The sequence below is a fragment of the Arthrobacter sp. zg-Y769 genome, assembly GCF_020907405.1.
Taxonomy (GTDB): domain Bacteria; phylum Actinomycetota; class Actinomycetes; order Actinomycetales; family Micrococcaceae; genus Arthrobacter_B.
Genome location: NZ_JAJJOE010000004.1, coordinates 175,462 through 195,980, shown reverse-complemented (window position 1 = coordinate 195,980; position 20,519 = coordinate 175,462). Strand labels below are relative to the sequence as shown.

The window sequence follows — 20,519 nt, the reverse complement described above, 5'->3', positions numbered from 1 at the left end:
CATGCTGTTCGGCAGGAAGCCCCGGAGCCGTCCGCCCGCGGTGGCGCCGGCCGCCGTGATCCCCGAGGCACCCGGTTCCCGACGCCGGTCCCGCCCGGCTGCCGTCACCGCCGCCGGCTGGGGCTGGCAGCACGGCGGACGGAACGCTCCGGCAGTGTGCGGCCTGGACCTGGCGGTTTCCCCCGGCGAACGGGTACTGCTCCTGGGTGCTTCCGGTGCAGGGAAATCCACGTTCCTGCACGCCCTGGCCGGGGTCCTGGGGCCGGACACCGGCGGGGAGGAACACGGAACGCTGACGCTCGACGGCGTCCACCCGGCCGATCCCGCCGCCCGTGGCCGGACCGGGCTGGTCCTGCAGGACCCCGACTCGCAGACCGTCCTGTCCCGGGTAGGGGACGAAGTGGCTTTCGGAGCGGAGAACCTGGCTGTGCCGGCCGGGGAAATCTGGCCGCGGGTGCGGTCCGCGCTGGCCGACGTCGGACTGGATGTTCCGCTGGACCGGTCCACTGCCATGCTCTCGGGCGGGCAGAAGCAGCGCCTGGCCCTGGCCTCGGTGATGGCCATGGAACCGGGCCTGCTGCTGCTCGATGAACCCACTGCCAACCTGGATCCGGACGGTGTGGGCGAAATCCGCGACGCCGTGACCCGGGTGCTGGACCGCACCGGTGCAACGTTGATTGTGGTTGAGCATCGGGTGGAGGTCTGGGCCGGCGTCGTGGACCGGGTGGTGGTCCTGGCCGCCGGAGGCGGGGTGCTGGCTGACGGCTCCCCGGAGCAGGTGCTGGGCAATCCGGCGCACCGGCGCACCCTGGCCGCGTCCGGGGTCTGGCTTCCCGGCGCCGCCCCGGAAATCCCCGGCGGCCCCTGGACCCCCGCAGCGGCGGGCCCCCGGCTGCTGGAGGCCCGCGGGCTGGCTGTTGCGCGTTCGGCCCGTGGTCCCGCCGTGCTGTCCGGAGTGGACCTGACCCTGGACGCCGGAACCGCCGTCGGCATCACCGGACCCAACGGTGCCGGCAAATCCACGCTTGCCCTGACCCTGGGCGGCCTGCTTCGGCCAAGGGCCGGAACCCTTACCGCTGCCCCGGCACTGGCCGGAACCGCCCGCACGGAACCGGGGCGCTGGACGTCGGCACAGCTGGTGGACCGGATCGGCACCGTCTTCCAGGAACCTGAACACCAGTTCCTGACCAATACCGTGCGGGACGAACTGGCCTTCGGTCCCCGCCGCCTGGGCCGGGACACCGACGGGCAGGTGCTGGCCAGAGTGCAGCACCTCGCCGAACGGCTCGGACTGGACGGGCTGCTTGAGGCCAACCCGTTCACGCTTTCCGGCGGGGAGAAACGCCGGCTGTCCGTGGCAACCATGCTCGCCACGGAACCGGCCATCCTGCTGCTGGATGAACCAACCTTCGGACAGGATGCCCGCACCTGGGCCGAGCTGGTGGCACTGCTGCGCGGGCAGCTGTCGGAAGGGAGCTGCGTGGTATCCGTGACGCATGACGCCGAGTTCATCCAGGCGCTCGGGTCCCGGAACCTTCAGGCGGCGGGCGGTGAACTCGGCGCCGTCGAGACGCTTACGCCGGGCCTTGGAGACACGGCCGAAGCGCCGACTGGCCGGGGGCGGCCATGAGCGCGGCAGCTGCAGGGGTGCCGGCCCGTCCCGTGGGCACGTTCCTGGCCCGCGCCAACCCGCTCTCCAAGCTGGCCGCGGCGGTGCTCCTGACCCTGGCAGTGCTGGTGACGGTGGACTGGGTGAGCGCCGCCGTTGTGCTCACTGCCGAACTGGCCCTGCTGCCGCTGCTGCATATCCGGATCGGGACGCTGGTACGGCGGATCTGGCCGCTGCTCGCCGCAGCACTGATCGGTGCGTGGGGGACGGCGCTGCTGGCGGAAAAAACCGGGACGGTACTGCTCGACGCCGGCCCGCTGCTGTTTACCTCCGGCTCCGTGGCTGCCGGCATAGCCATCGGGCTGCGCGGCCTGGCAATCGCCCTGCCGGGAATCTACCTGCTGACCACCACCGATCCCACGGACCTGGCCGATGCCCTGGCGCAGAAGCTGAAGCTGCCGCACCGGTTTGTCCTGGGCGCGCTGGCGGCCATGCGGCTGGTCGGCCTGCTGGTGGAGGAGTGGCGCACCATCGGACTGGCCCGGCACGCCCGCGGCGCAGGTCCCGACGCCGGGGGAGCGGCCCGGCTTCGGGGGTTTGCCGGGCAGTCCCTGGCGCTCCTGGTGCAGGCGATCCGCCGGGCCACCCGGCTTGCGACGGCGATGGAAGCGCGCGGCTTCGGGGCCGCGGAGCGGACCTGGGCCCGAACGTCGACCTTCAGCCGGATCGACGCCGTCGTGTTCGGAGCCGGGGCGGCAGTGTCCGCTGCTGCCGTGGCAGCTGCGGTGTCGGCCGGAACGTTCAACTTCATCCTGACCTGAGACTTCCCGGCCCGGTTAGAGCGCCGCGTCCGCCAGCTTGGTGAGCTCAGTGTTCAGGACCTCGGAGAACGGCAGCTCCCGGCCGTCAATGGACCGCACCGGCACCAGCAGCCGGATGCTGGACGCCAGCCAGACGCCGTCGGCCGCGAACAGGTCCTCGGGCACCAGCGGCCCGTACCCCAGCTCCCAGCCGGCGGCTTCGGCGGCCCTGAAGAGGGCATCCTGCGTAGTGCCCGCCAGGATGCCGCTCTTCCGCTCGGGGGTAAGCAGGGTGCGCACGCCGTCGCGCTCGCGGGCGAGCACCACGGTGGAGGTGGGCCCCTCGAGCACCTTGCCGTCGGAGGAAGTGAAGATGGCGTCGTCGGCGCCGTTCTGCCGTGCATAGCGCAGTGCCGCCATGTTCACGGCATACGAGAGCGTCTTGGCACCCAGCAGCAGCCACGGCGCGCGGGCAGCGGCCAGGCTGTCATAACCGCGGTCCAGGAGCAGGACCCTGATGCCCTCGCTGCGCTGCCGCGAGGCATCGGAGGCAGGGGTGACCTGCACCCACGCGGTGGGCGTGCCGGCACCCTCGACGCCGCGGGTCACCACCAGCTTCACCGCCGCCCGGCCGGTGGAACCGGCGGTTTCCGCCTCCGTATGCAGGGCCAGGGCGGTGGCGATGGCCCGCTCCCAGGCCGTCCGAGGGGGAATCTCCAGTTCCAGCAGCTGCGCCGAGGAAGCCATCCGGTCCAAATGGGCGTCCGGTTTGCGGGGCACCCCGTCCACGGCCAGGAGCGATTCGAAGATCCCGTCTCCGCGCGTCACGCCCAGGTCATTGATCATTAGCTGGGGGACGCCGGCGTCGGCCGGACGTCCGTCGGGGAAGGCGGAATCCAGGAAAACCAGAACAGTCATGGGCCCAGCGTAACGGCGCTGGCACGGATAGGACCTTCCGGCGGATAGGCTGTCTAAAAGGCGGCTGCGGGGAGGAGCATAAGTGTGTGGTGGTCTCTGACCGGTATTGACCTGCCCGGGTGGACTACCGGTGTGTTGACGGCGGTGGATTACGCGATCCGGATCATTGCCCTCGGCATTGTGCCAGGCAACCGCCGTCCCACCACAGCGATGGCCTGGCTGTTGTGCATCTTCTTCCTGCCGATTCCGGGGATCATCCTCTTTTCGCTCTTCGGCAACCACCGGCTCTCCGAACACCGGGTCAAACGGCAGGCTGAAATCAGCCGCCTGGTCCGTGAAAACACCAAGGAACTGGAAACCGAGGGCACCAATTACGGCGGCCCCGAGTGGGTGCTGAATGCCGCGGAACTCAACCGCCGGCTGGGCTCCTTTCCCACCCTGGACGGCAATAAGGTGGACGTGCAGCGCGACTACCTGGAGTCCATTGCGGATATGACCCGCGAAGTGGAACTGGCCAAGCGGTACGTCCACGTGGAGTTCTACATCATGGGCTATGACGCCGTGACCCGGGACTTCTACCGGGCCCTGAAGGACGCCGCAGGGCGCGGCGTCACCGTCCGGCTGCTTTTCGACCACATCGGCACCCTGCGCATTCCCGGCTACCGGAAGCTGCTGCGGGAACTACGCAGCAGCGGCATCCAATGGCGGCGGATGCTTCCGGTGGAGCCGCTCCGCGGCCGCTGGCGCCGCCCCGACCTGCGCAACCACCGCAAGATCCTGGTGGTGGACGGAGCAGTGGGTTTCACCGGCTCCCAGAACATGGTGGAGCCGGCCTACAACAAACGCCGCAACCGCCGGTCCGGCCGCAAATGGGTAGAGCTGATGGCACGGATGGAAGGGCCGGTGGTGGACGAACTCAACGTTGTCTTCGCCACCGACTGGAACGCCGAGACGGACGAAAACCTGGAACGGGAACTGGACCTGTACGAATCGTCGTTCAATCCCGGCGACGTCACCTGCCAGGTGGTACCCAGCGGCCCCGGGTTCAGCACCGAGAACAACCTGCGCCTTTTCGCGTCCCTTATTTACTCGGCCAGTGACCGCATTTCCATCACCAGCCCGTACTTCGTCCCCGATGACACGCTGCTGTACGCCGTGACGACGGCGGCGCAGCGGGGTGTGGAAGTGGAGTTGTTCGTCTCCGAAAAAGGCGACCAGTTCCTGGTGGACCACGCCCAGCGCTCCTACTATGAGGCGCTGCTGCGTGCCGGTGTCCGGATCTACCAGTACCCCAAACCGCTGGTGCTGCACGCGAAGCACTTCACCATCGACGAGGATGTGGCGGTTCTGGGGTCCAGCAACATGGACATGCGCTCTTTTTCGCTGAACCTCGAGGTGTCGGTGATGATGTTCGACGGCACCATCGTGAAGCAGATCCGCCGCATCGAGGACACCTACCGGGCCCTGTCCAAGGAGCTCATCCTGGAGAACTGGGTGGGCCGGCCACTCTGGCAGCGGTACATCGACAACGTGGCCCGGCTGACCGCGACCCTGCAGTAGCGGGCCCGGACCATGCCGGCCTCCCGTGCCGGCAGCCCACAGCGTCGAAACTACTGCGCCGGCGCGGGTCCCGGACTGTCCGGCCAGAGTCCGCCGTGGCCAAAGTTGCTCAGTTTCCGGGTCAGCTCCTCGTAGTCATCGTTCAGGACTTCGTCGACGGAGCCGTCCGGCCTGGAGACGTATCGGTCGATGATGCTTCCCCAGCCGGAGTAGCGAAACGTGGAAGCGGCCAACTCCCGCGCCCTTTCCACTCCGTCCGGCGTCGGTTCGCTGCGGAGCTTAGCGAGGCAGCCGGGCAAGGACTGTCGCCAGTGCCGCCGCGGCGTTTCCCTGTGATCCCACCAGACGCACGGTGAGATCCGCGGCGGAGGCGGCGTCGTCGTCGGCCGCCCAGCGGCGTTCCTGCGCGGCCCAGCGCTCCCAGTGCGGCGCATAGGTCCCGCCGTCACGGTCCAGCGCATACCGGCGCCGGACAGATTCCTCACCGTCCACCCACACACTGGTGTCCAGCAGCGGCCGGGCCTCGCGGTGCGCCGCGCCGACCCCTTCAAAAACCACGACGTCGGCCGGATCGGTGGTCTGCCAGTCCCCGTAGCGGCCGGCGTCCCAGTCCCAGGCCTGCCAGTGCGCCGGCCGCCCTTCGGCAAGCGGCCGCAGGACGCATTCCCGGTAGGAGGTCATTCCCGATTCCAGCCCGTCCCAGCCGGGGTAGATGTCCTCCAGGTGGAACAGCCGCACGGAGCCGAGGCGGGACATGGCGGCGGCAATTTCGGTGGCCAGGGTCGTTTTACCGGCACCGGAGAAGCCGTCCACCGCGATGAGCAGGGGAATGCCGGGTTTAGCGGGCATCGCGCGGGTTGCCCGTGCACACGGTCAGGATTCGGAACATTCCCCAAGCCTAGCCAGAAAGGGTCAGGCCCGAAGCAGCAGCTCCCCGCAGGGAACCAGGAACCAGCCGTCCGGGGCTGCAGCCCACTCCTGCCACCCCGCGGCAAGGCGGTCCAGCAGCGGCCGCTCCGCCAGGCCCCGTTCCTGGGCCTGTTCGGCGAAGGCGGACTGAAGAACACGTTCCGACCAGGAGTCGGCGTGTCGGCTGCGCTCCGCCGGTGTGGCGTAGAGCCAGTTGGAGGAGGAGGGCGTGACGTCGGTGAAGCCTGCTTCGAGCGCCCAGGAGAGCAGGTGCCGGCCGGCGTCGGGCTCGGCGGAGTTGCCGCGGGCAATCTCCTGGTAGATCCGCATCCATTCCGCCAGCTCCGGTGTGGGCGGATGCCAGACCATGCCGGAGAAATCGGCGTCGCGTACCGCCACCAGTCCGCCCGGTTTGGTGACCCGGCGCATTTCCCGCAGTGCGGCCACCGGATCCATCAGGTGCTGAAGCACCTGGTGGGCATGGACCACGTCGAAGGTTTCGTCCGGAAAGTCGAGGTCGTAGACATTTCCGGCCAGATAGGAGACGTTGGCCAGCCCGCGCCCGGCGGCCAGCTCCCGGGCCTGGACGAGGACGTCTTCGGACGAGTCCAGGCCCACCACCGGCCCCGGAGCCACGAGCGCCGCGAAGTCGGCGGTGATGCTGCCCGGACCGCAGCCGACGTCGAGAATGCCTGTTCCGGGCGTCAACTCCGGCAGCAGATACGCCGCGCAGTCCCGTGCCGTGCGGAGGGCATGGACGTCCACCACGCTGCGGTGATGGCCGTGGGAATAGGTTTCGAAAGCCATGGCAGGACCCTACCGCCCGTTGGCCTTTCGGGCCCGGAAGCCGAAGCGGCCGTGTTCTTCAAGCCGAGAGGCAAAGTTGAGCCTTGGGCGCTCAAGTTTGTTGACAAAGAAGTGCTGCTGAGTAAAGTTGAGTGTAGAACGCTCAATTGCTCTCCGCGGCGAACCGAGTGGCTGTCCTCCGAGGCAGGCCGCGCCGGTGCCGCCGCGAGATGCGGGTTTCTCCAAGGAAAGAGGAAGCAAATATGTCACGTGCAGTAGGTATTGACCTCGGTACTACCAACTCGGTTGTTTCGGTCCTGGAAGGCGGCGAGCCCACGGTTATCGCCAACGCCGAAGGCGGCCGCACCACTCCGTCCGTCGTAGCCTTCGCCAAGTCCGGCGAAGTCCTGGTCGGCGAGATCGCCAAGCGCCAGGCCGTCAACAACATTGACCGCACCATCGCTTCCGTCAAGCGCCACATGGGCACCGACTGGAACGTAGACGTGGACGGCAAGAAGTACACCGCCCAGGAGATCTCCGCCCGCATCCTGATGAAGCTGAAGAACGACGCCGAGGCCTACCTCGGTGAGAAGGTCACGGACGCCGTGGTCACCGTTCCCGCGTACTTCAACGACGCCGAGCGCCAGGCCACCAAGGAAGCCGGCGAGATTGCCGGCCTGAACGTGCTGCGCATCGTCAACGAGCCCACCGCGGCGGCCCTGGCCTACGGCCTGGACAAGGGCAAGGAAGACGAACTCATCCTCGTCTTCGACCTCGGCGGCGGCACCTTCGACGTCTCCCTGCTGGAAGTCGGCAAGGACGAAGACGAATTCTCCACCATCCAGGTCCGTGCCACGGCCGGCGACAACCGCCTCGGCGGCGACGACTGGGACCAGCGGATTGTCGATTACCTGCTGAGCCAGGCCAAGGCCAAGGGTGCGGATCTGTCCAAGGACAAGATCGCCCTGCAGCGCCTGAAGGAAGCAGCGGAGCAGGCCAAGAAGGAACTTTCCTCGGCCACCTCCACCAACATCTCCCTGCAGTACCTCTCGGTCACTCCCGAAGGTCCGGTCCACCTGGACGAGCACCTGTCCCGTGCCAAGTTCCAGGACCTGACCAAGGACCTGCTGGACCGCACCAAGAAGCCGTTCCAGGACGTCATCTCCGAGGCCGGCATCAAGGTTTCCGACATTGACCACATCATCCTCGTGGGCGGCTCCACCCGTATGCCTGCCGTCTCCGAACTGGTGAAGGAACTGGCCGGCGGCCAGGAGCCGAACAAGGGTGTTAACCCTGACGAGGTTGTCGCCGTGGGCGCTGCCCTGCAGGCCGGCGTGCTGAAGGGTGAGCGCAAGGACGTCCTGCTCATCGACGTCACCCCGCTGTCCCTGGGCATTGAAACCAAGGGCGGTGTGATGACCAAGCTGATCGAGCGCAACACGGCCATCCCCACCAAGCGCAGCGAGACCTTCACCACCGCGGATGACAACCAGCCGTCCGTGGCCATCCAGGTCTTCCAGGGCGAACGCGAGTTCACCCGCGACAACAAGCCGCTGGGCACCTTCGAGCTGACCGGTATTGCTCCGGCTCCGCGCGGCGTCCCGCAGATCGAGGTCACCTTCGACATCGACGCCAACGGCATTGTGCACGTGTCCGCCAAGGACAAGGGCACCGGCGCCGAGCAGTCCATGACCATCACCGGCGGGTCCTCCCTTAACAAGGAAGACATCGACCGCATGGTCCGCGAAGCCGAAGAGCACGCAGCGGAAGACAAGCTGCGCCGCGAGGCAGCAGACGTCCGCAACTCGGCCGAACAGCTCGCCTACTCGGTGGACAAGCTCCTCACCGACAATGACGACAAGCTGCCCGAAGACGTCAAGACCGAGGTCAAGGGCGACGTCGACGCGCTGAAGAAGGCGCTCGAGGGCACGGACAACGACGACGAGGTCAAGACCGCGTTTGAGAAGCTGCAGGCTTCCCAGACCAAGCTGGGCGAAGCCATCTACGCCCAGGCCTCCGCCGCCGGCGCCGAAGGTGCCCCCGGTGCTGCTGACGGTGCTCCGGCTGACGGTGCTGCTGCAGGCAGCGCCGCCGGTGACGAAGACATCGTTGACGCCGAAGTTGTCGACGACGAAGAAAAGAAGTAATCATGCCGGCGGAAAACGAGCACGGGAACACTCCCGAAGGTGAAGAGCCCGTAAACGGCCAGGACACGCCCGGCTCGGGCGAGACCGCGGATTCCGCCAACGGTGCCGCGGGAGGGGAGGAAGCTTCGGCTTCCACCCCCGCCGCCGGGGCAGACGGCGACGCACTCTCCCAGGCCGAGCAGATCCTGAACAACGCCGACGTGCCGGCGCAGCCTGCCGCCACCGGTTCGCCGGAGGCAGCGGAACTGCGCAACGACCTGCTGCGCCTGCAGGCCGAGTACGTGAACTACCGCAAGCGGGTGGAACGCGACCGCGACGTCGCCCGGGACATGGCCGTCATTGGTGTGCTGAACTCACTGATGCCTGTTCTGGACGACATCGACGCGGCGCGCCAGCACGGCGACCTGGCGGAGGGACCCTTCGCCGCAATCGCTGCCAAGCTGGAGAACTCGCTGAAGACGTACGGCCTCAGCCGCATCGATGAGACCGGCGTGGAGTTCGATCCGAACATCCACGAGGCACTCATCCAGCAGCAGAGTGCGGATGTCACGTTCGATACGGTCACGCAGATCCTGAGGGCCGGCTACAAGTCCGGCGCCCGGGTCCTGCGTGCCGCGCAGGTGATTGTTTCGGTTCCGGAACAGTAGTTGCACAGTGTCCGGGGCCGCAGTACTGCGGCCCCGGACATTTTTCCATCGGCAGGTCCCGCAGAAGGGGCAGCAGGCCCGGCAGCCGTGTTCGCGGCAATGCAGCGGGATCGGCAAATGAGGAAGGGACACCAATTGGCTAGTCAGGATTGGGTCGATAAGGACTTTTACAAGATTCTGGGTGTTCCCAAGGATGCGTCCGACGCCGACATCAAGAAGGCATACCGCAAACTGGCGCGGAAGTACCACCCCGACCAGAACCAGGGGGATGCCAACTCCGAGCGGATGTTCAAGGACCTCTCCGAGGCGTATTCGGTGCTCTCCGACGCCGAGGAACGCCAGCAGTATGACGCCATCCGTGCCATGGGAGGCGGCGCCCGGTTCACTGCCGGCGGCGCTCCGGGCAGCGGCGGCGGAGCCGGCGGGGCGGGCTTCGAGGATATCTTCGGGGACCTGTTCGGCCAGACAGCACGCGGCGGCAGCCGGCGGAGCACGTTCAACGCCGGCGGCAGCAATATCCCGCCCGAATTTGCCGACCTCTTCGGCGGCGGCGGCGGATTCGGCGGGGGCGGCTTCGGCGCCCCGCCGCCCACCAAGGGTGCGGACCGTACTGCCAGCACCACCATTTCGTTTGCCGGTTCCATCAACGGAACCGTGATCGGCCTGCGCGAACCCAACGGCGAAGTAGTCGAGGTCCGCGTGCCGGCCGGCGTCAAGGACGGCCAGAAGATCCGTGTGCGCGGCAAGGGCGCCCCTGGTGCCGCGGGTGCGGGAGACCTGATGGTCACCGTCCACGTCACGCCGCACGACTTCTTTGTCCGTGAGGGCAACAACATCCGGATCCACGTGCCGGTCTCGTTCCCGGAGGCCGCCCTGGGTGCCACGATCGAGGTACCTACGCTCACCTCCGACACCGTTCGGCTCAAGGTGCCTGCCGGAACCCCGTCGGGCCGCACCCTGCGGGTCAAGGGCCGCGGCGTGCACACCTCGAAGGGCAACGGGGACCTGCTGGTGACCATCGACGTCGCCGTCCCCTCGCACCTGAGCAAGGACGCCCGGGAAGCGGTGGAGGCATTTGCCGACGCGACCAAGGGCGAGGACCCCCGGGTCGGATTGGCGGCCAAGGCACGGCTGTAATTCCGGCGTTCCGTTCGCCGGAGGGTTCACTTCCCGCGTTACCATTTCAACAGCAGTGAAGGAGGAACAATGGGCATAGACGTCAATGCGCCTATTTTCGTGATCTCCGTTGCCGCTGAGCTCGCGGAAATGCATCCGCAGACCCTCCGGCAATACGACCGGCTCGGGATTGTCCGTCCCAGCCGGGCTCCGGGGCGTTCGCGCCGCTATTCCCAGCGGGATATCGAACTGCTGCGCGAGGTCCAGAAGCTTTCCCAGGAGGGGGTATCCCTCGAGGGCATCAAGCGGATCATGGAGCTCCAGAACCAGGTCACCGGCCTGCGCCAGCGGATCGTGGAACTCTCCACCGAACTGGATGAGGCCCAACGGCGGTCCTCCGACCGCAGCCGGGTCTTCGCTGCCGGACTGGCCGGCGACGTCGTCACCCTCAGCCGCGGCCAGCGCCCGCCGGCCGCCGCCACGGCGGTGCAGCAGCTGGGACTGGTCTCGCTGATGGAGCGCCGGAGCCGGCTGCGTGCGCTTCCGGCCGGGAAGTCCGCCGAGCGGAACTACGCCGACGACGGCTACGTGCAGTCGCTTTAAGTGCCGGCCACCGGTGCCCTTGTGACACAATGCCGGGATGCCATATGAGGAAACTCGGGTAGGTACCGTCAGCGCGCTGTACCGCTATCCGGTCAAGTCCACCGCGGGCCAGCTGCTGCGCACCTCCGCCGTCACCGACGCGGGACTGCTGCACGACCGCCGGTGGGCCGTGTACACGGACGACGGCGGCATCGCCAGCGGTAAGCGGACCCAGCGCTTCCGCCCGGTGCCCGGGCTGATGCAGTGGTCCTCCAGTGTCGAGGACGATGATGGTGTGCCGCTGCTTCTGAGCCCCGAGGGGGTCCGGTACCAAGTCGATGATCCAGCCGCGTCCCAGGCTCTGAGTACGGCCTTCGGCCGGGAACTGAGCCTGCGGCCCGAAACAACCGCCGTCGGGCATCACGACGAGACACCCCTGCACCTGGTGACAACATCCTCACTGGCTGCCCTCGGGGACATGGCCGGTGGTGCAGTGGATGAGCGGCGCTTCCGCGCCAACATCGTCATTGACACCGGGTCCCTGCCGGGCTTCTGTGAGGATGACTGGGTCGGCGCCGACCTGGTCCTCGGAGGCGAGGTCATCCTGCGTCTGGGGGAGGGGATGCCCCGCTGCGTGATGATCGACCAGGCGCAGGCCGGTGTCCCGGCAGAGACCAAAGCCCTGAAGCTTCTCGGTGCGCATCACTCCACGGACTTCGGCCTCAAGGCGCATGCTGCGCGGACCGGGACGCTGGATGTGGGCGACGTTGTCACCCTCCGCCGCAGCAGGAACGGATAACGGCATGTGAGGGAAGGCCTCAGGACCCGATAGTGCCGGTCGCCGGGGCTGCGCCCGACCAGCCGTAGCGCAGGAGAACCACGCCCTTCTCCGAAACCGCAGGCGCCTCCAGCAAGGTGAGGGCAGCGGGCGGTCCGTCCGGCGGGAACAGGCGCTTTCCGGGGCCGAGCACTATCGGATGTACCCACAGGTTCAGGGAATCGAAAAGCCCCTCGGCCACCAGGGTGCGTGCGAAGTCGACGCTGCCGATGACATGGATCTCCTGGTGCCGCTCCCGTAAACCTGCCGCCGCCGCCGCCAGCTCTCCGTCGAGGAGGTGCGAATCCCGCCAGCCCAGCTCCGGGGTGCCCCGCGACGCCACGTATTTAGGGATGGCATCGAATTTCCGTGCAATTGAGGAATCCGTCCCCTCCAGCTGGTGCGGCCAGTAGGCGGCAAAGATGTCGTACGTTTTCCGCCCCAGCAGCAGCGCGTCCATGGAGGAGATGCCCTCGTCCACTTGAGCGCCTGCTGTGTCATCCAGCAGGGGAGCCTGCCAGCCGCCGTAGGCGAAGCCGCCCTCCGGGTCTTCCTCCGGGGCGCCCGGAGCCTGGGCGACGCCGTCCAGGGTCATGAATATGTCGATGGAAATGCGGCCGGCCATGGTGCTCTCCCGTTCACTGCGGCACCGGGCAGCGGTGCCGGTTCCCATGCTGGCTACGGAAGCATCTGCCTGTCAACGGAACCGGCGTCATCCTCCGTTCCGGCGCGCCGATCGGCCGGGCGGCAGCACAGCATCCCACTGGTTGGGGTTTCTGTTGCCGCCCGGGACCCCATCTGCAACAGGAGCACCAATCAGTGGGACCCTGTGCCCGTAGACGGCCCGCGGGGGAGTCGCTCAGCGCTTGGCGGCCGCTTCCGGGCGAAGGCGGATGAGGCGCTGCGGGCCGTCGTCGTCCAGCTCCACCAGGTCGCCGTGCGAGGAGAGGAAATCGGTGAAGGACCGGAAGCCCAGCGGCTTCTCGTTGAAGGCCGGATCCATCCGGCGCATCTGATTCTTGACCGTACCCGTGTTGAGCCACTCGTCGGCGTCGCCCTTCGCGTGGCCGATCTGCAGCGCCCGCACGAGGAGTTCCGTGGCGAGCACACCCGGATCGACGTCGTCGGCGGGTTCCGGCTCCTCAAACCCGGCCTGGCCGGTGTGGGAGAACATCGGAACCGTGGTGAGCCTGCGCGCCGGGGCCGGATCCGGCTGTTCCGGTGCCGGCCGCTTCTCGGCGGATGAATCGGCCGCAGCCGGGGCAGCAGCGGCGGCCACGATGCCGGGCAGGGAATCGTAGTCCTCGAATTCGTCGCAGGCGGCGGCGAGGGACGTGCTGGTCGACCCGGCGACGCCGATGCCGACCACAAAGCGGCCGAGGCGCTTGGACTTCTGCGCGAGGGCGATGTAGTCCGAATCGCCGGCCACAATGATGACGTGGGTCAGGTCCGGCAGCCGGAAGAGGTCTTCGACCACGTCCACGGCGAGGCGGATGTCGGCCCCGTTCTTGGTTCCACGCGTGGTGGTGGTGAACAGCTGCGTCAGGTCCACCGCCCGGGACATCAGCTGGCGCTGGTAGCTCGCGTTCACGGGCACCGACCAGTCGGCGTAGGCACGGTTGACCACGAGGGTGCCGAAGGAGGCGGCGAAGTCGATGATGGCGTTGAAGTCCACCGTCGCTGCGGTGAGCTTGGCGGCCACCTCGGGATCAGCCTCGCGGCTTGTCCGGTCAAAGTTGCGGATGCCGTCGCGCTGGAAGGCGTTGCGGCCGTGCAGCTGCTGATAGCGCGAGATGACAATGTTGTCGAAGTCGATGTAGAGGCCGACGCGGGCGTCGTTCGGTTCAGTCATGGTTCCTAGATCCTTCGGTAAGCAAGGTCGAAAATCAGTCGGCCGGCCTCATGGGCCTTGTTCTCGAAGCTGGTCAGGGTCCGGCCCTCGAAACGCGGGGCCCAGCCGCCGCGGGCATCGACGTCGTCCTCCGGGGCCTTGTTCTCCAGGCCCTCCCGGTGAACGCGGGTCAGCGGGCTCTCTTCCCCGGCACGCTCGCCGTCGTGCAGGTTCCGGAACTGCGCGGACTCGTCGAGGACCTCGCGCATCTGCACGGCGTAGTCGGACCAGTCGGTTGCCAGGCGCCAGGTGCCGCCGGGCACCAGTACCCGGGCGACCAGCTCGGCGAAGGATTCCTTGACCAGGCGGCGCTTGTGGTGACGGGTCTTGTGCCAGGGGTCAGGGAAGAACACCCACACCTCGTCCACCGATCCGGCCGGGAGCATGCTGCTCAGTACCTCCGGGGCGTTGGCCTGGACCACGCGGATATTCGTCAGCCCCTTCTGCCCAATCCGCTGCAGGGTCTGCGCCAGGCCGGGGAGATAGACCTCCACGGCCAGGAAATCCTTGTCCGGGTTCTGCTCGGCGGCGTGGGCAACGGCTTCGCCGAGTCCCGAACCGATTTCGACGACGAGGGGAGCGGTGCGCCCGAATTCGGCGGCGGCGTCGAACACGTAGTCCGGATGCACCGAGGTGTCTGCTTCATCACGCGGAACATCCACCACGAAGCGGTCCGAGAGCTCATCCCAGGCCTGCTGGCGGCGGCCCTGAAGGCGGGAGCCGCGCCGGACGAAGGACACCGGAGCGCGGAAATGCTGCTCTTCGCCGGTGTCTGCGTCTGCGACTGTCTTAATGTCCTCGGACCCGGTTTCGGCGGCGTCGGGCAGGGCTGGTTCAGTAGTCATTACCGTTAATGCTATCGGCTGGGAGGGGCCCGGATTTCACCGCCCGCGACGCCGCCGATTAGGAAAGATTCCGCATTACGGTAAACTGGAGGCAGATGTTGGTCCTGCCACTGTCGAACCATGCTTAAAATCCAAGGTTTCAACAGTGTGTGTAAGCAGTCCAGCCTGCGTCGATGAACGCTTTCTTTTGTCCCGCTTCAGTGCGGTAGACACTGTCTGACTTTTCTTCGGCGAACCCCCGGCCCAAACGGCGTTGGGGGCCTCTTACCGAAAGTTGCCTGTCTTTAATGACCACTTTTGCTGCCCTTGGTGTGCCCAAGGCACTTGTTTCCTCCCTCGCCGCCGCCGGAATTGACGAGGCCTTCCCCATTCAGGTGGAAACCCTTCCGGACACACTCAAGGGCCGCGACGTCCTGGGCCGCGGCCGTACCGGCTCCGGCAAGACCCTGGCCTTCTCCCTCCCGCTGGTTGCCCGGCTCGCCGAGAACGAAGCAGCCTACCGCCGCCGCCCGAACCGCCCGCTGGGCCTGGTCCTTGCGCCGACCCGCGAACTGGCCACGCAGATCAACAACGTGATCGAGCCGCTGGCGAAGGAACTGGGCCTGAACACCACCGTGATCTACGGCGGCGTCTCCCAGCAGCGCCAGGAAAAGGCACTCAAGGCCGGCGTCGACATCGTCATCGCCTGCCCGGGCCGCCTCGAAGACCTGATGAAGCAGAAGGTCATCAGCCTCGAGTCCGTCGAAATCACCGTCCTGGACGAGGCCGACCACATGGCCGACCTCGGCTTCCTGCCGGTTGTCCAGCGCCTGCTGGACCGCACTCCGGAAAAGGGCCAGCGGATGCTGTTCTCCGCCACCCTGGACAACGGCGTCGACAAGCTGGTCCGCCGTTACCTGTCCAACCCGCTGACGCACTCCGTGGATGAGCCGCAGGCAGCGGTGTCCACCATGGAGCACCACGTGCTGCTGGTCCAGGACCAGACGGCCAAGAAGCTGCTGGTCAAGGAACTGGCCGGTGGCCAGGGCCGCCGGATCATGTTCATGCGCACCAAGCACCACGCCCGCAAGATGGCCCAGTTCCTCACGGACAACGGCATCCCCACGGTGGACCTGCACGGTAACCTGTCCCAGAATGCCCGTGACCGCAACCTGGCCGAGTTCGCTTCCGGCGACGTCCGCGTCCTCGTAGCCACCGACGTCGCCGCCCGCGGCGTCCACGTGGATGACGTTGAACTCGTGGTCCACATTGATCCGCCCACCGAGCACAAGGCCTACCTGCACCGTTCGGGCCGTACGGCCCGCGCCGGATCCAGCGGAACCGTGGTGACGCTGACCCTCCCGGAGCAGAAGAGCGAGGTGTCGAAGCTGATGAAGGCGGCCGGCGTCGACGTTTCGATCGAGAAGGTCAGCCACAATTCGCCGTCCATCGCCAAGCTTGTCGGCGAACGCGCGGCCGTTGTGGAACCGCACGTCCGCGCAGCGCAGCTTGCGGCCAAGTCCCCGCAGCAGGGCGGCGGGCGCTCCACCGGCGCCAATGCCCAGCGCAAGCGTGCAGCCCGCTCCACCGGTGCGCCCCGCGCCGGCGGACGCGGCGGTACAGGCGGACGCGGCCGCGTTTCGGCTGAACGCCCGGACCGCAGCGAACGCAACGACCGCGCAGCAGCAGGCGACGACCTGCGTACGCAGCGGCCGGCCCGGTCCGCAGACGGGCGCCGCAACAGCGCCTCGGCTGCGACCGCGTCCGGGCGCAACCGCCGTCCGGCCACCGGCCAGCGCGCCGAGGGTGCCGGCAGCGGCCAGCGTGCAGGCGGAGCCTCCCGCGGTGCCGCCGGTGCAGCCTCCGGCCGTCCGGCACGCGCCGCCGGTCCCCGCCGCGCAACCGCGCCGGCCTCGAACGAACGCCGTTCCCGCTAGGGTTTAGCCCGAGCTGAAAGAGGCGCCGCATCCCCTCGGATGCGGCGCCTCTTTTTTGTGTCCCTGCCGCGGCACCGCTACTCCGTGTACAGCCCCATTCCGCGCAGCACATTGCGGCGCGCTGCGTTGGAGATCAGGAACCGGCGGCCGGCGGTCACTTCCGGTTCGATGCGGACAAACGCGTTCTTGGTGCCGTATTGCCATGGGAACAGCGCCAGTTCCTCGGAGTCCATAATCTCTGCATAGTCCGCCAACAGGGTGGCACTGCCCTTGAGGACCACGCTCCAGGCCGAGGACAGCGTGTCATCGTACCCGTCGATCTCGAAGGCAACAGGGTTCCCGGAAAGGGCGCCGGCCAGCTTGGTTCCCGCGGCGGTGCGGAAAACCACCGTGCCGTGGTCCACGGCAAAGTTAACCGGGAAAATCTCGGGATGCCCGTCGACAATCACGGCGAGCCGGGCGAACCGGGCCTGCCGGACGTACTCCCAGCACTGGCTGGAGGTCAGGTGGTCTGCAGTGTTTTCATCGCTGGTCGGCATGGCGCCAGTCTAGGGCAGGAGCAGGCGGGCGGGTATGCAGGCAGCGAAGCCGTGGCTTATCGGTGCCGGGTGGACAACAATGGAGCCATGAAAGCGATCCTGAACGTCATCTGGCTTCTGTTCGGCGGTATCTGGCTTGCCCTTGGCTATGCGCTGGCGGGAGTTATCTGCTGCCTGCTGATCGTGACCATTCCGTTCGGTATCGCGTCCTTCCGGATCGCCAACTACGCGCTGTGGCCGTTCGGGCGGACGGTGGTGGACCGCGGCGGCTTCACTGGCCCCCTCAGCCTGCTGGGAAATATCATCTGGCTGCTGCTCGCCGGTATCTGGATCGCCATTGGACATATCCTCACGGCCGTTCCGATGTTCGTCAGCATTGTCGGCATCCCGCTGGGCATCGCGAACCTGAAAATGCTGCCGATCTCGCTGATGCCGCTGGGCAAGGTCATTGTGCCCACGGACACCTGGCAGGTCACCCCGTACGCCGGCAACGCCTACCGGCAGCCCGGCTATCAGGGACGGGTGGTTCCGCAGCAGCAGTGGCCGTCCTGATCCGGTTACCTCCGGTTACCTCCGGTTACCTCCGGGCACCTTCGAGGAAAGTCTTCATCAGCGGGCCGCCCGACGTTGAGCCCCGCTCACCCTGCTCCACGAACACCGCGACAGCCAGGTCACCCTGAATAGCCAGCACCCACGCGTGGGTTTCCGGCGGTGTCTGGCTGCCGAACTCAGCGGTTCCGGTCTTGGCCAGCACGGGTTCGCCCGGCACGCCGAGCAGCATCTGCACTCCGCCCTCGGCGACGACGGCGCGCATCATCTCCCGCAGCGATGCCGCCTCCTCGGCCGTGAGATTGCCCGGCGCGGGTGCGGCGGGTTCCGAAGCCGATGCCGATGCCGAAGCCGATGCCGAAGCCGAAGAGGATCCGGCCGCCGGAGATCCGGCCGCTTCCCGGATCAGCGTGGGGGTGATCCTTTCGCCGTTGGCGATCGAGGCACCGGCAACGGCCATGGCCAGCGGGGACACCAGGACCTCGCCCTGCCCGATCAGTGAGGCGGCATGGGCCGTGCCGTCGGCCTCCGCGGGTACGGAGCCCAGGAAGGCACCGGTGCCGATGGAAGCATCAACACCGATGCCCAGGTCCGCGGCGGCAGCTGACAGGCTCTGCTGGGACACGGCGTCCTGGGCATTGAGGAAGGCTGTGTTGCAGGAGTTCGCGAATGCGGTGCGCAGCGGGATGCTGCCCGTGGCGTGGGCGGGGTAGTCGGGGACGTTGTTGAACTTCCGGCCGTCGATGGTGACCTCGGACGGGCACTCGACCGTGCTGGCAGGTGTGGTGCCGTTGCGCAGCATGGCCAGCGCAGTGGCCGTCTTGAACGTGGACCCGGGCGGATACTGGCCAAGGAGGGCTGTTTGCTGGCCCTCGCTGCCGGGGCCGTTGGCCACGGTCAGGATCTCGCCGGTGGAGGGCTGGATGGCCACGATGGCCGAGGCCGAGGGTTCCTGTTCCAGGATGCCTTCCGCCAGCAACTGCAGCGTCGGATCCAAGGTGGTCTGCAGGTCCGTGCCCGTTTGGGGATCGGAGCTGTGGACGGTGTCCTTGGTTCCGCCGTCATCTTCGACCGTGACCGTGACGCCGGGGCTGCCCTGCAGCTGCGCGTCGTACTGCTTCTGCAGGCCGGAGAGCCCCGTCTGGTCCCCGGCGGACACCCTGCCCTCGGACTCCTCGACCAATTCCGCCGTTGCCTCGCCCACCGTGCCGAGCAGGGCGCGGGCGAAGCCGCGGGTGGGTGCCAGGATCCGATGGGCGGGAAGCGCGAGGGCGCCGGGGATGGCCTCGACGGCTGCGGTGGTGGCCGGTCCCTCCGCTTCCTCACGCTGGACAATCGCCTCGACAAAGGCCTCGGGGCCGGAGCCCTGCACCCGTGCGGTGAAGTCGGCGGGATCCACACCCACCAGTTCTGCGAGGGCAGCGGCCGAAGCGGCGTGCTGCGCCTCGGGAAGGTCAGGTTTGTTGATGCCGATACGAAGTACTGGCCGGGGGGTCATCAACGGTGCCCCGTTCCGGTCCAGGATGTCTGCACGGCTGCCGGGGGTAGTGGAGCGGACCAGCCGGTCGCCGTCTGCCAGGGAAGCGAGCAGTACCGACGGCGCCCACTCGACGAGCCATTGGTCATCCTCGCCGCGGCGGAGCTGTGCGGTGCTCTCGTAGGACCAGTCGGCCTGTGCGTCGCCGTCCACGTCCCAGGCGAAGGCCAGCCGTGCGGCGGCGGCGTCGTCGTTGTCTTCGTCCTGGTCCACTCCGGCCACGGTTACCTCGGGGCGGAACGGACCCATGTCCGCGAGCAGCGTTTCCAATTCGGTGTTCACCTGTTCGGGGGTGCCCGCCGTAAAGGCCGACGCCGACACATCCAGTTGGCTCAGGCCCCGGGCGAGGTCCGCGGCGGCGTCGTCAGGCGACGGCTTGTCCCCCGAGCAGGACACCAGCGTGAGGGCCAGGGCAGCGACGGCTAGGACGGAAACAGGCGTACGGATTTTCCCCATCCGCACAGGCTACCCGGGGCGCGCCCCGGACCGGCGGAACGTGCACCGGAAACCTTCGGCGGGTTGCCCGGGGGCCGGCGGACGGCCGCTCGCCGCCTCTGTGCAGTGCCTGGTTTCCCTGCTACGGTTTGGAAAACGGCCAGGAAACGGCCACTGAAGGGAAGTCAGAACAACTCTGAATACAACTCGCTTCCACCGGCAACCCGCGGACGGCCGGAACGGCCGATATGGCCGCTGGAGAACCGGATCGGTTGCCGGTTGTTCTACGGCAGGAGTGGGCAAATGTCCGATCTGGACATAATTCTCGAGAAGACGGTGCGGTCCTACGGCCGCCGGCAGATCCAGTCAGGCCACGCGCTGATGATCGTTATGGAACGGGACATACCGCATCCCATCGGAGAGGTGTGGTCCGCCCTGGCGGATCCGGAACAGCTGGGCCAATGGGTGGCGCTTCCGGAGGGGGACCTCCGGCGCGGCGGCACCTACACTCTTCCGGACGGATCCCATGGGACGATCCTGCGCTGTGACGGCCCCCGCCTTCTCACCCTGTCCTGGGCACGGGAGGGATCCTCCGTGGCGGAAGTGGAGTTCCATCTGACCGACGAGGATGGGTATACCCGCTTCGAACTTCGGTATGCCTCCGTGCGCAAAGGGTTCGCCGTGTCGGCGGCACCGGGTGCCGGCCTTTGGACCGGCGGTGCCGGATGGGAGTACTTCCTCGATGTCCTGGAGGAGTACCTGGCTGGAACTGTTCCTGACGTGCCTCCGGGGATCCGGTTCGAAATCGAATCCGGGGGCCCGCTTGCACAGCTCTTCGAAGCACGCACGGAACGGTGGCGCCGGACTGCGCTGGATTTCGACCAGGAACACATTCCCTAGGCCATTCCTCCGCGGC

At 67.4% G+C, this 20,519-nt stretch carries 19 protein-coding genes and 1 pseudogene; 11 read left to right on the top strand and 9 right to left on the bottom strand.

Translation table 11 applies throughout. The features are described 5' to 3' along the window. Position 1 precedes the first annotated feature (1 nt). Entirely contained in the window at positions 2-1,630 is a 1,629-nt protein-coding gene (locus LOC60_RS03120; RefSeq protein ID WP_230021871.1) for an ABC transporter ATP-binding protein, read from the top strand. Next, positions 1,627-2,430 carry an energy-coupling factor transporter transmembrane component T family protein gene (locus LOC60_RS03115; protein WP_230021869.1) on the top strand — a complete coding sequence of 268 codons (804 nt, stop codon included), beginning with the start codon at positions 1,627-1,629 and terminating at the stop codon, positions 2,428-2,430. The genes LOC60_RS03120 and LOC60_RS03115 overlap by 4 nt, the downstream gene beginning before the upstream one ends. A gap of 15 nt (positions 2,431-2,445) precedes the next feature. Here the strand turns inward: LOC60_RS03115 and LOC60_RS03110 are convergent, their stop codons facing one another. Further along, a complete protein-coding gene (locus tag LOC60_RS03110; RefSeq protein WP_230021867.1) occupies positions 2,446-3,327 on the bottom strand; it encodes an aminodeoxychorismate lyase in 882 nt (293 codons plus the stop codon). An 84-nt stretch (positions 3,328-3,411) separates the two neighbouring features. Between LOC60_RS03110 and cls the strand changes: the two genes are divergently transcribed. Beyond that, a complete protein-coding gene (gene cls, locus LOC60_RS03105) occupies positions 3,412-4,887 on the top strand; it encodes a cardiolipin synthase (RefSeq protein ID WP_442860363.1) in 1,476 nt (491 codons plus the stop codon). 50 nt (positions 4,888-4,937) lie between these two features. On the opposite strand, the gene LOC60_RS03100 is transcribed toward cls, so the two are convergent. The 3 genes from LOC60_RS03100 to LOC60_RS03090 all read right to left on the bottom strand — a co-directional run bounded on the left by LOC60_RS03100 (position 4,938) and on the right by LOC60_RS03090 (position 6,603). Beyond that, positions 4,938-5,120, bottom strand: a complete 183-nt coding sequence (locus LOC60_RS03100) for a hypothetical protein (protein ID WP_230021865.1) — start codon at positions 5,118-5,120, stop codon at positions 4,938-4,940. 46 nt (positions 5,121-5,166) lie between these two features. Continuing rightward, complete coding sequence (locus LOC60_RS03095; protein WP_230021862.1) at positions 5,167-5,736, bottom strand: hypothetical protein; 570 nt, start codon at positions 5,734-5,736, stop codon at positions 5,167-5,169. Positions 5,737-5,799: 63 nt separating this feature from the next. Further along, positions 5,800-6,603 (bottom strand): methyltransferase domain-containing protein, encoded by an 804-nt coding sequence (locus LOC60_RS03090; protein WP_230021861.1) that lies wholly within the window; start codon positions 6,601-6,603, stop codon positions 5,800-5,802. A 242-nt stretch (positions 6,604-6,845) separates the two neighbouring features. On the opposite strand from LOC60_RS03090, the gene dnaK reads away from it, so the two are divergent. The 5 genes and pseudogenes from dnaK (at position 6,846) to LOC60_RS03065 (ending at position 11,873) form a co-directional block, all read left to right on the top strand. Continuing rightward, the gene (gene dnaK, locus LOC60_RS03085) at positions 6,846-8,729 is read left to right on the top strand and encodes a molecular chaperone DnaK (RefSeq protein ID WP_230021858.1); all 1,884 of its coding nucleotides are present in this window, start codon (positions 6,846-6,848) and stop codon (positions 8,727-8,729) included. Between the two features lie 2 nt (positions 8,730-8,731). After that, a complete protein-coding gene (locus LOC60_RS03080) occupies positions 8,732-9,376 on the top strand; it encodes a nucleotide exchange factor GrpE (RefSeq protein WP_230021850.1) in 645 nt (214 codons plus the stop codon). Positions 9,377-9,511: 135 nt separating this feature from the next. Then, positions 9,512-10,513, top strand: coding sequence for a DnaJ C-terminal domain-containing protein (locus LOC60_RS03075; protein ID WP_230021848.1), 1,002 nt, complete (start codon positions 9,512-9,514; stop codon positions 10,511-10,513). A 69-nt stretch (positions 10,514-10,582) separates the two neighbouring features. Next, positions 10,583-10,981, top strand: a pseudogene (locus LOC60_RS03070) (heat shock protein transcriptional repressor HspR); the annotation flags it as partial. A 151-nt stretch (positions 10,982-11,132) separates the two neighbouring features. Further along, positions 11,133-11,873: an MOSC domain-containing protein gene (locus LOC60_RS03065; protein ID WP_230021841.1), complete on the top strand. Its 741-nt coding sequence runs from the start codon at positions 11,133-11,135 to the stop codon at positions 11,871-11,873. Positions 11,874-11,892: 19 nt separating this feature from the next. Here the strand turns inward: LOC60_RS03065 and LOC60_RS03060 are convergent, their stop codons facing one another. The 3 genes from LOC60_RS03060 to trmB all read right to left on the bottom strand — a co-directional run bounded on the left by LOC60_RS03060 (position 11,893) and on the right by trmB (position 14,627). Then, positions 11,893-12,516, bottom strand: a complete 624-nt coding sequence (locus LOC60_RS03060; protein ID WP_230021839.1) for a dihydrofolate reductase family protein — start codon at positions 12,514-12,516, stop codon at positions 11,893-11,895. A gap of 234 nt (positions 12,517-12,750) precedes the next feature. After that, entirely contained in the window at positions 12,751-13,743 is a 993-nt protein-coding gene (locus LOC60_RS03055) for an NYN domain-containing protein (protein WP_230021838.1), read from the bottom strand. 5 nt (positions 13,744-13,748) lie between these two features. Further along, entirely contained in the window at positions 13,749-14,627 is an 879-nt protein-coding gene (trmB, locus tag LOC60_RS03050; RefSeq protein ID WP_230021836.1) for a tRNA (guanosine(46)-N7)-methyltransferase TrmB, read from the bottom strand. Between the two features lie 287 nt (positions 14,628-14,914). Here trmB and LOC60_RS03045 point away from each other — a divergent pair, with 287 nt between their 5' ends. Continuing rightward, on the top strand, positions 14,915-16,543 hold the full coding sequence (locus tag LOC60_RS03045) for a DEAD/DEAH box helicase (protein ID WP_230021833.1): 1,629 nt from the start codon (positions 14,915-14,917) through the stop codon (positions 16,541-16,543). Positions 16,544-16,620: 77 nt separating this feature from the next. Here the strand turns inward: LOC60_RS03045 and LOC60_RS03040 are convergent, their stop codons facing one another. Further along, positions 16,621-17,082, bottom strand: coding sequence for a pyridoxamine 5'-phosphate oxidase family protein (locus LOC60_RS03040; protein WP_230021831.1), 462 nt, complete (start codon positions 17,080-17,082; stop codon positions 16,621-16,623). Between the two features lie 87 nt (positions 17,083-17,169). Between LOC60_RS03040 and LOC60_RS03035 the strand changes: the two genes are divergently transcribed. Next, positions 17,170-17,634 (top strand): YccF domain-containing protein, encoded by a 465-nt coding sequence (locus LOC60_RS03035; RefSeq protein ID WP_230021829.1) that lies wholly within the window; start codon positions 17,170-17,172, stop codon positions 17,632-17,634. A 25-nt stretch (positions 17,635-17,659) separates the two neighbouring features. Here the strand turns inward: LOC60_RS03035 and LOC60_RS03030 are convergent, their stop codons facing one another. Continuing rightward, complete coding sequence (locus LOC60_RS03030; protein WP_230021827.1) at positions 17,660-19,624, bottom strand: penicillin-binding transpeptidase domain-containing protein; 1,965 nt, start codon at positions 19,622-19,624, stop codon at positions 17,660-17,662. A gap of 282 nt (positions 19,625-19,906) precedes the next feature. Here LOC60_RS03030 and LOC60_RS03025 point away from each other — a divergent pair, with 282 nt between their 5' ends. Next, a complete protein-coding gene (locus LOC60_RS03025) occupies positions 19,907-20,503 on the top strand; it encodes an SRPBCC domain-containing protein (RefSeq protein WP_230021824.1) in 597 nt (198 codons plus the stop codon). Positions 20,504-20,519 lie beyond the last annotated feature (16 nt).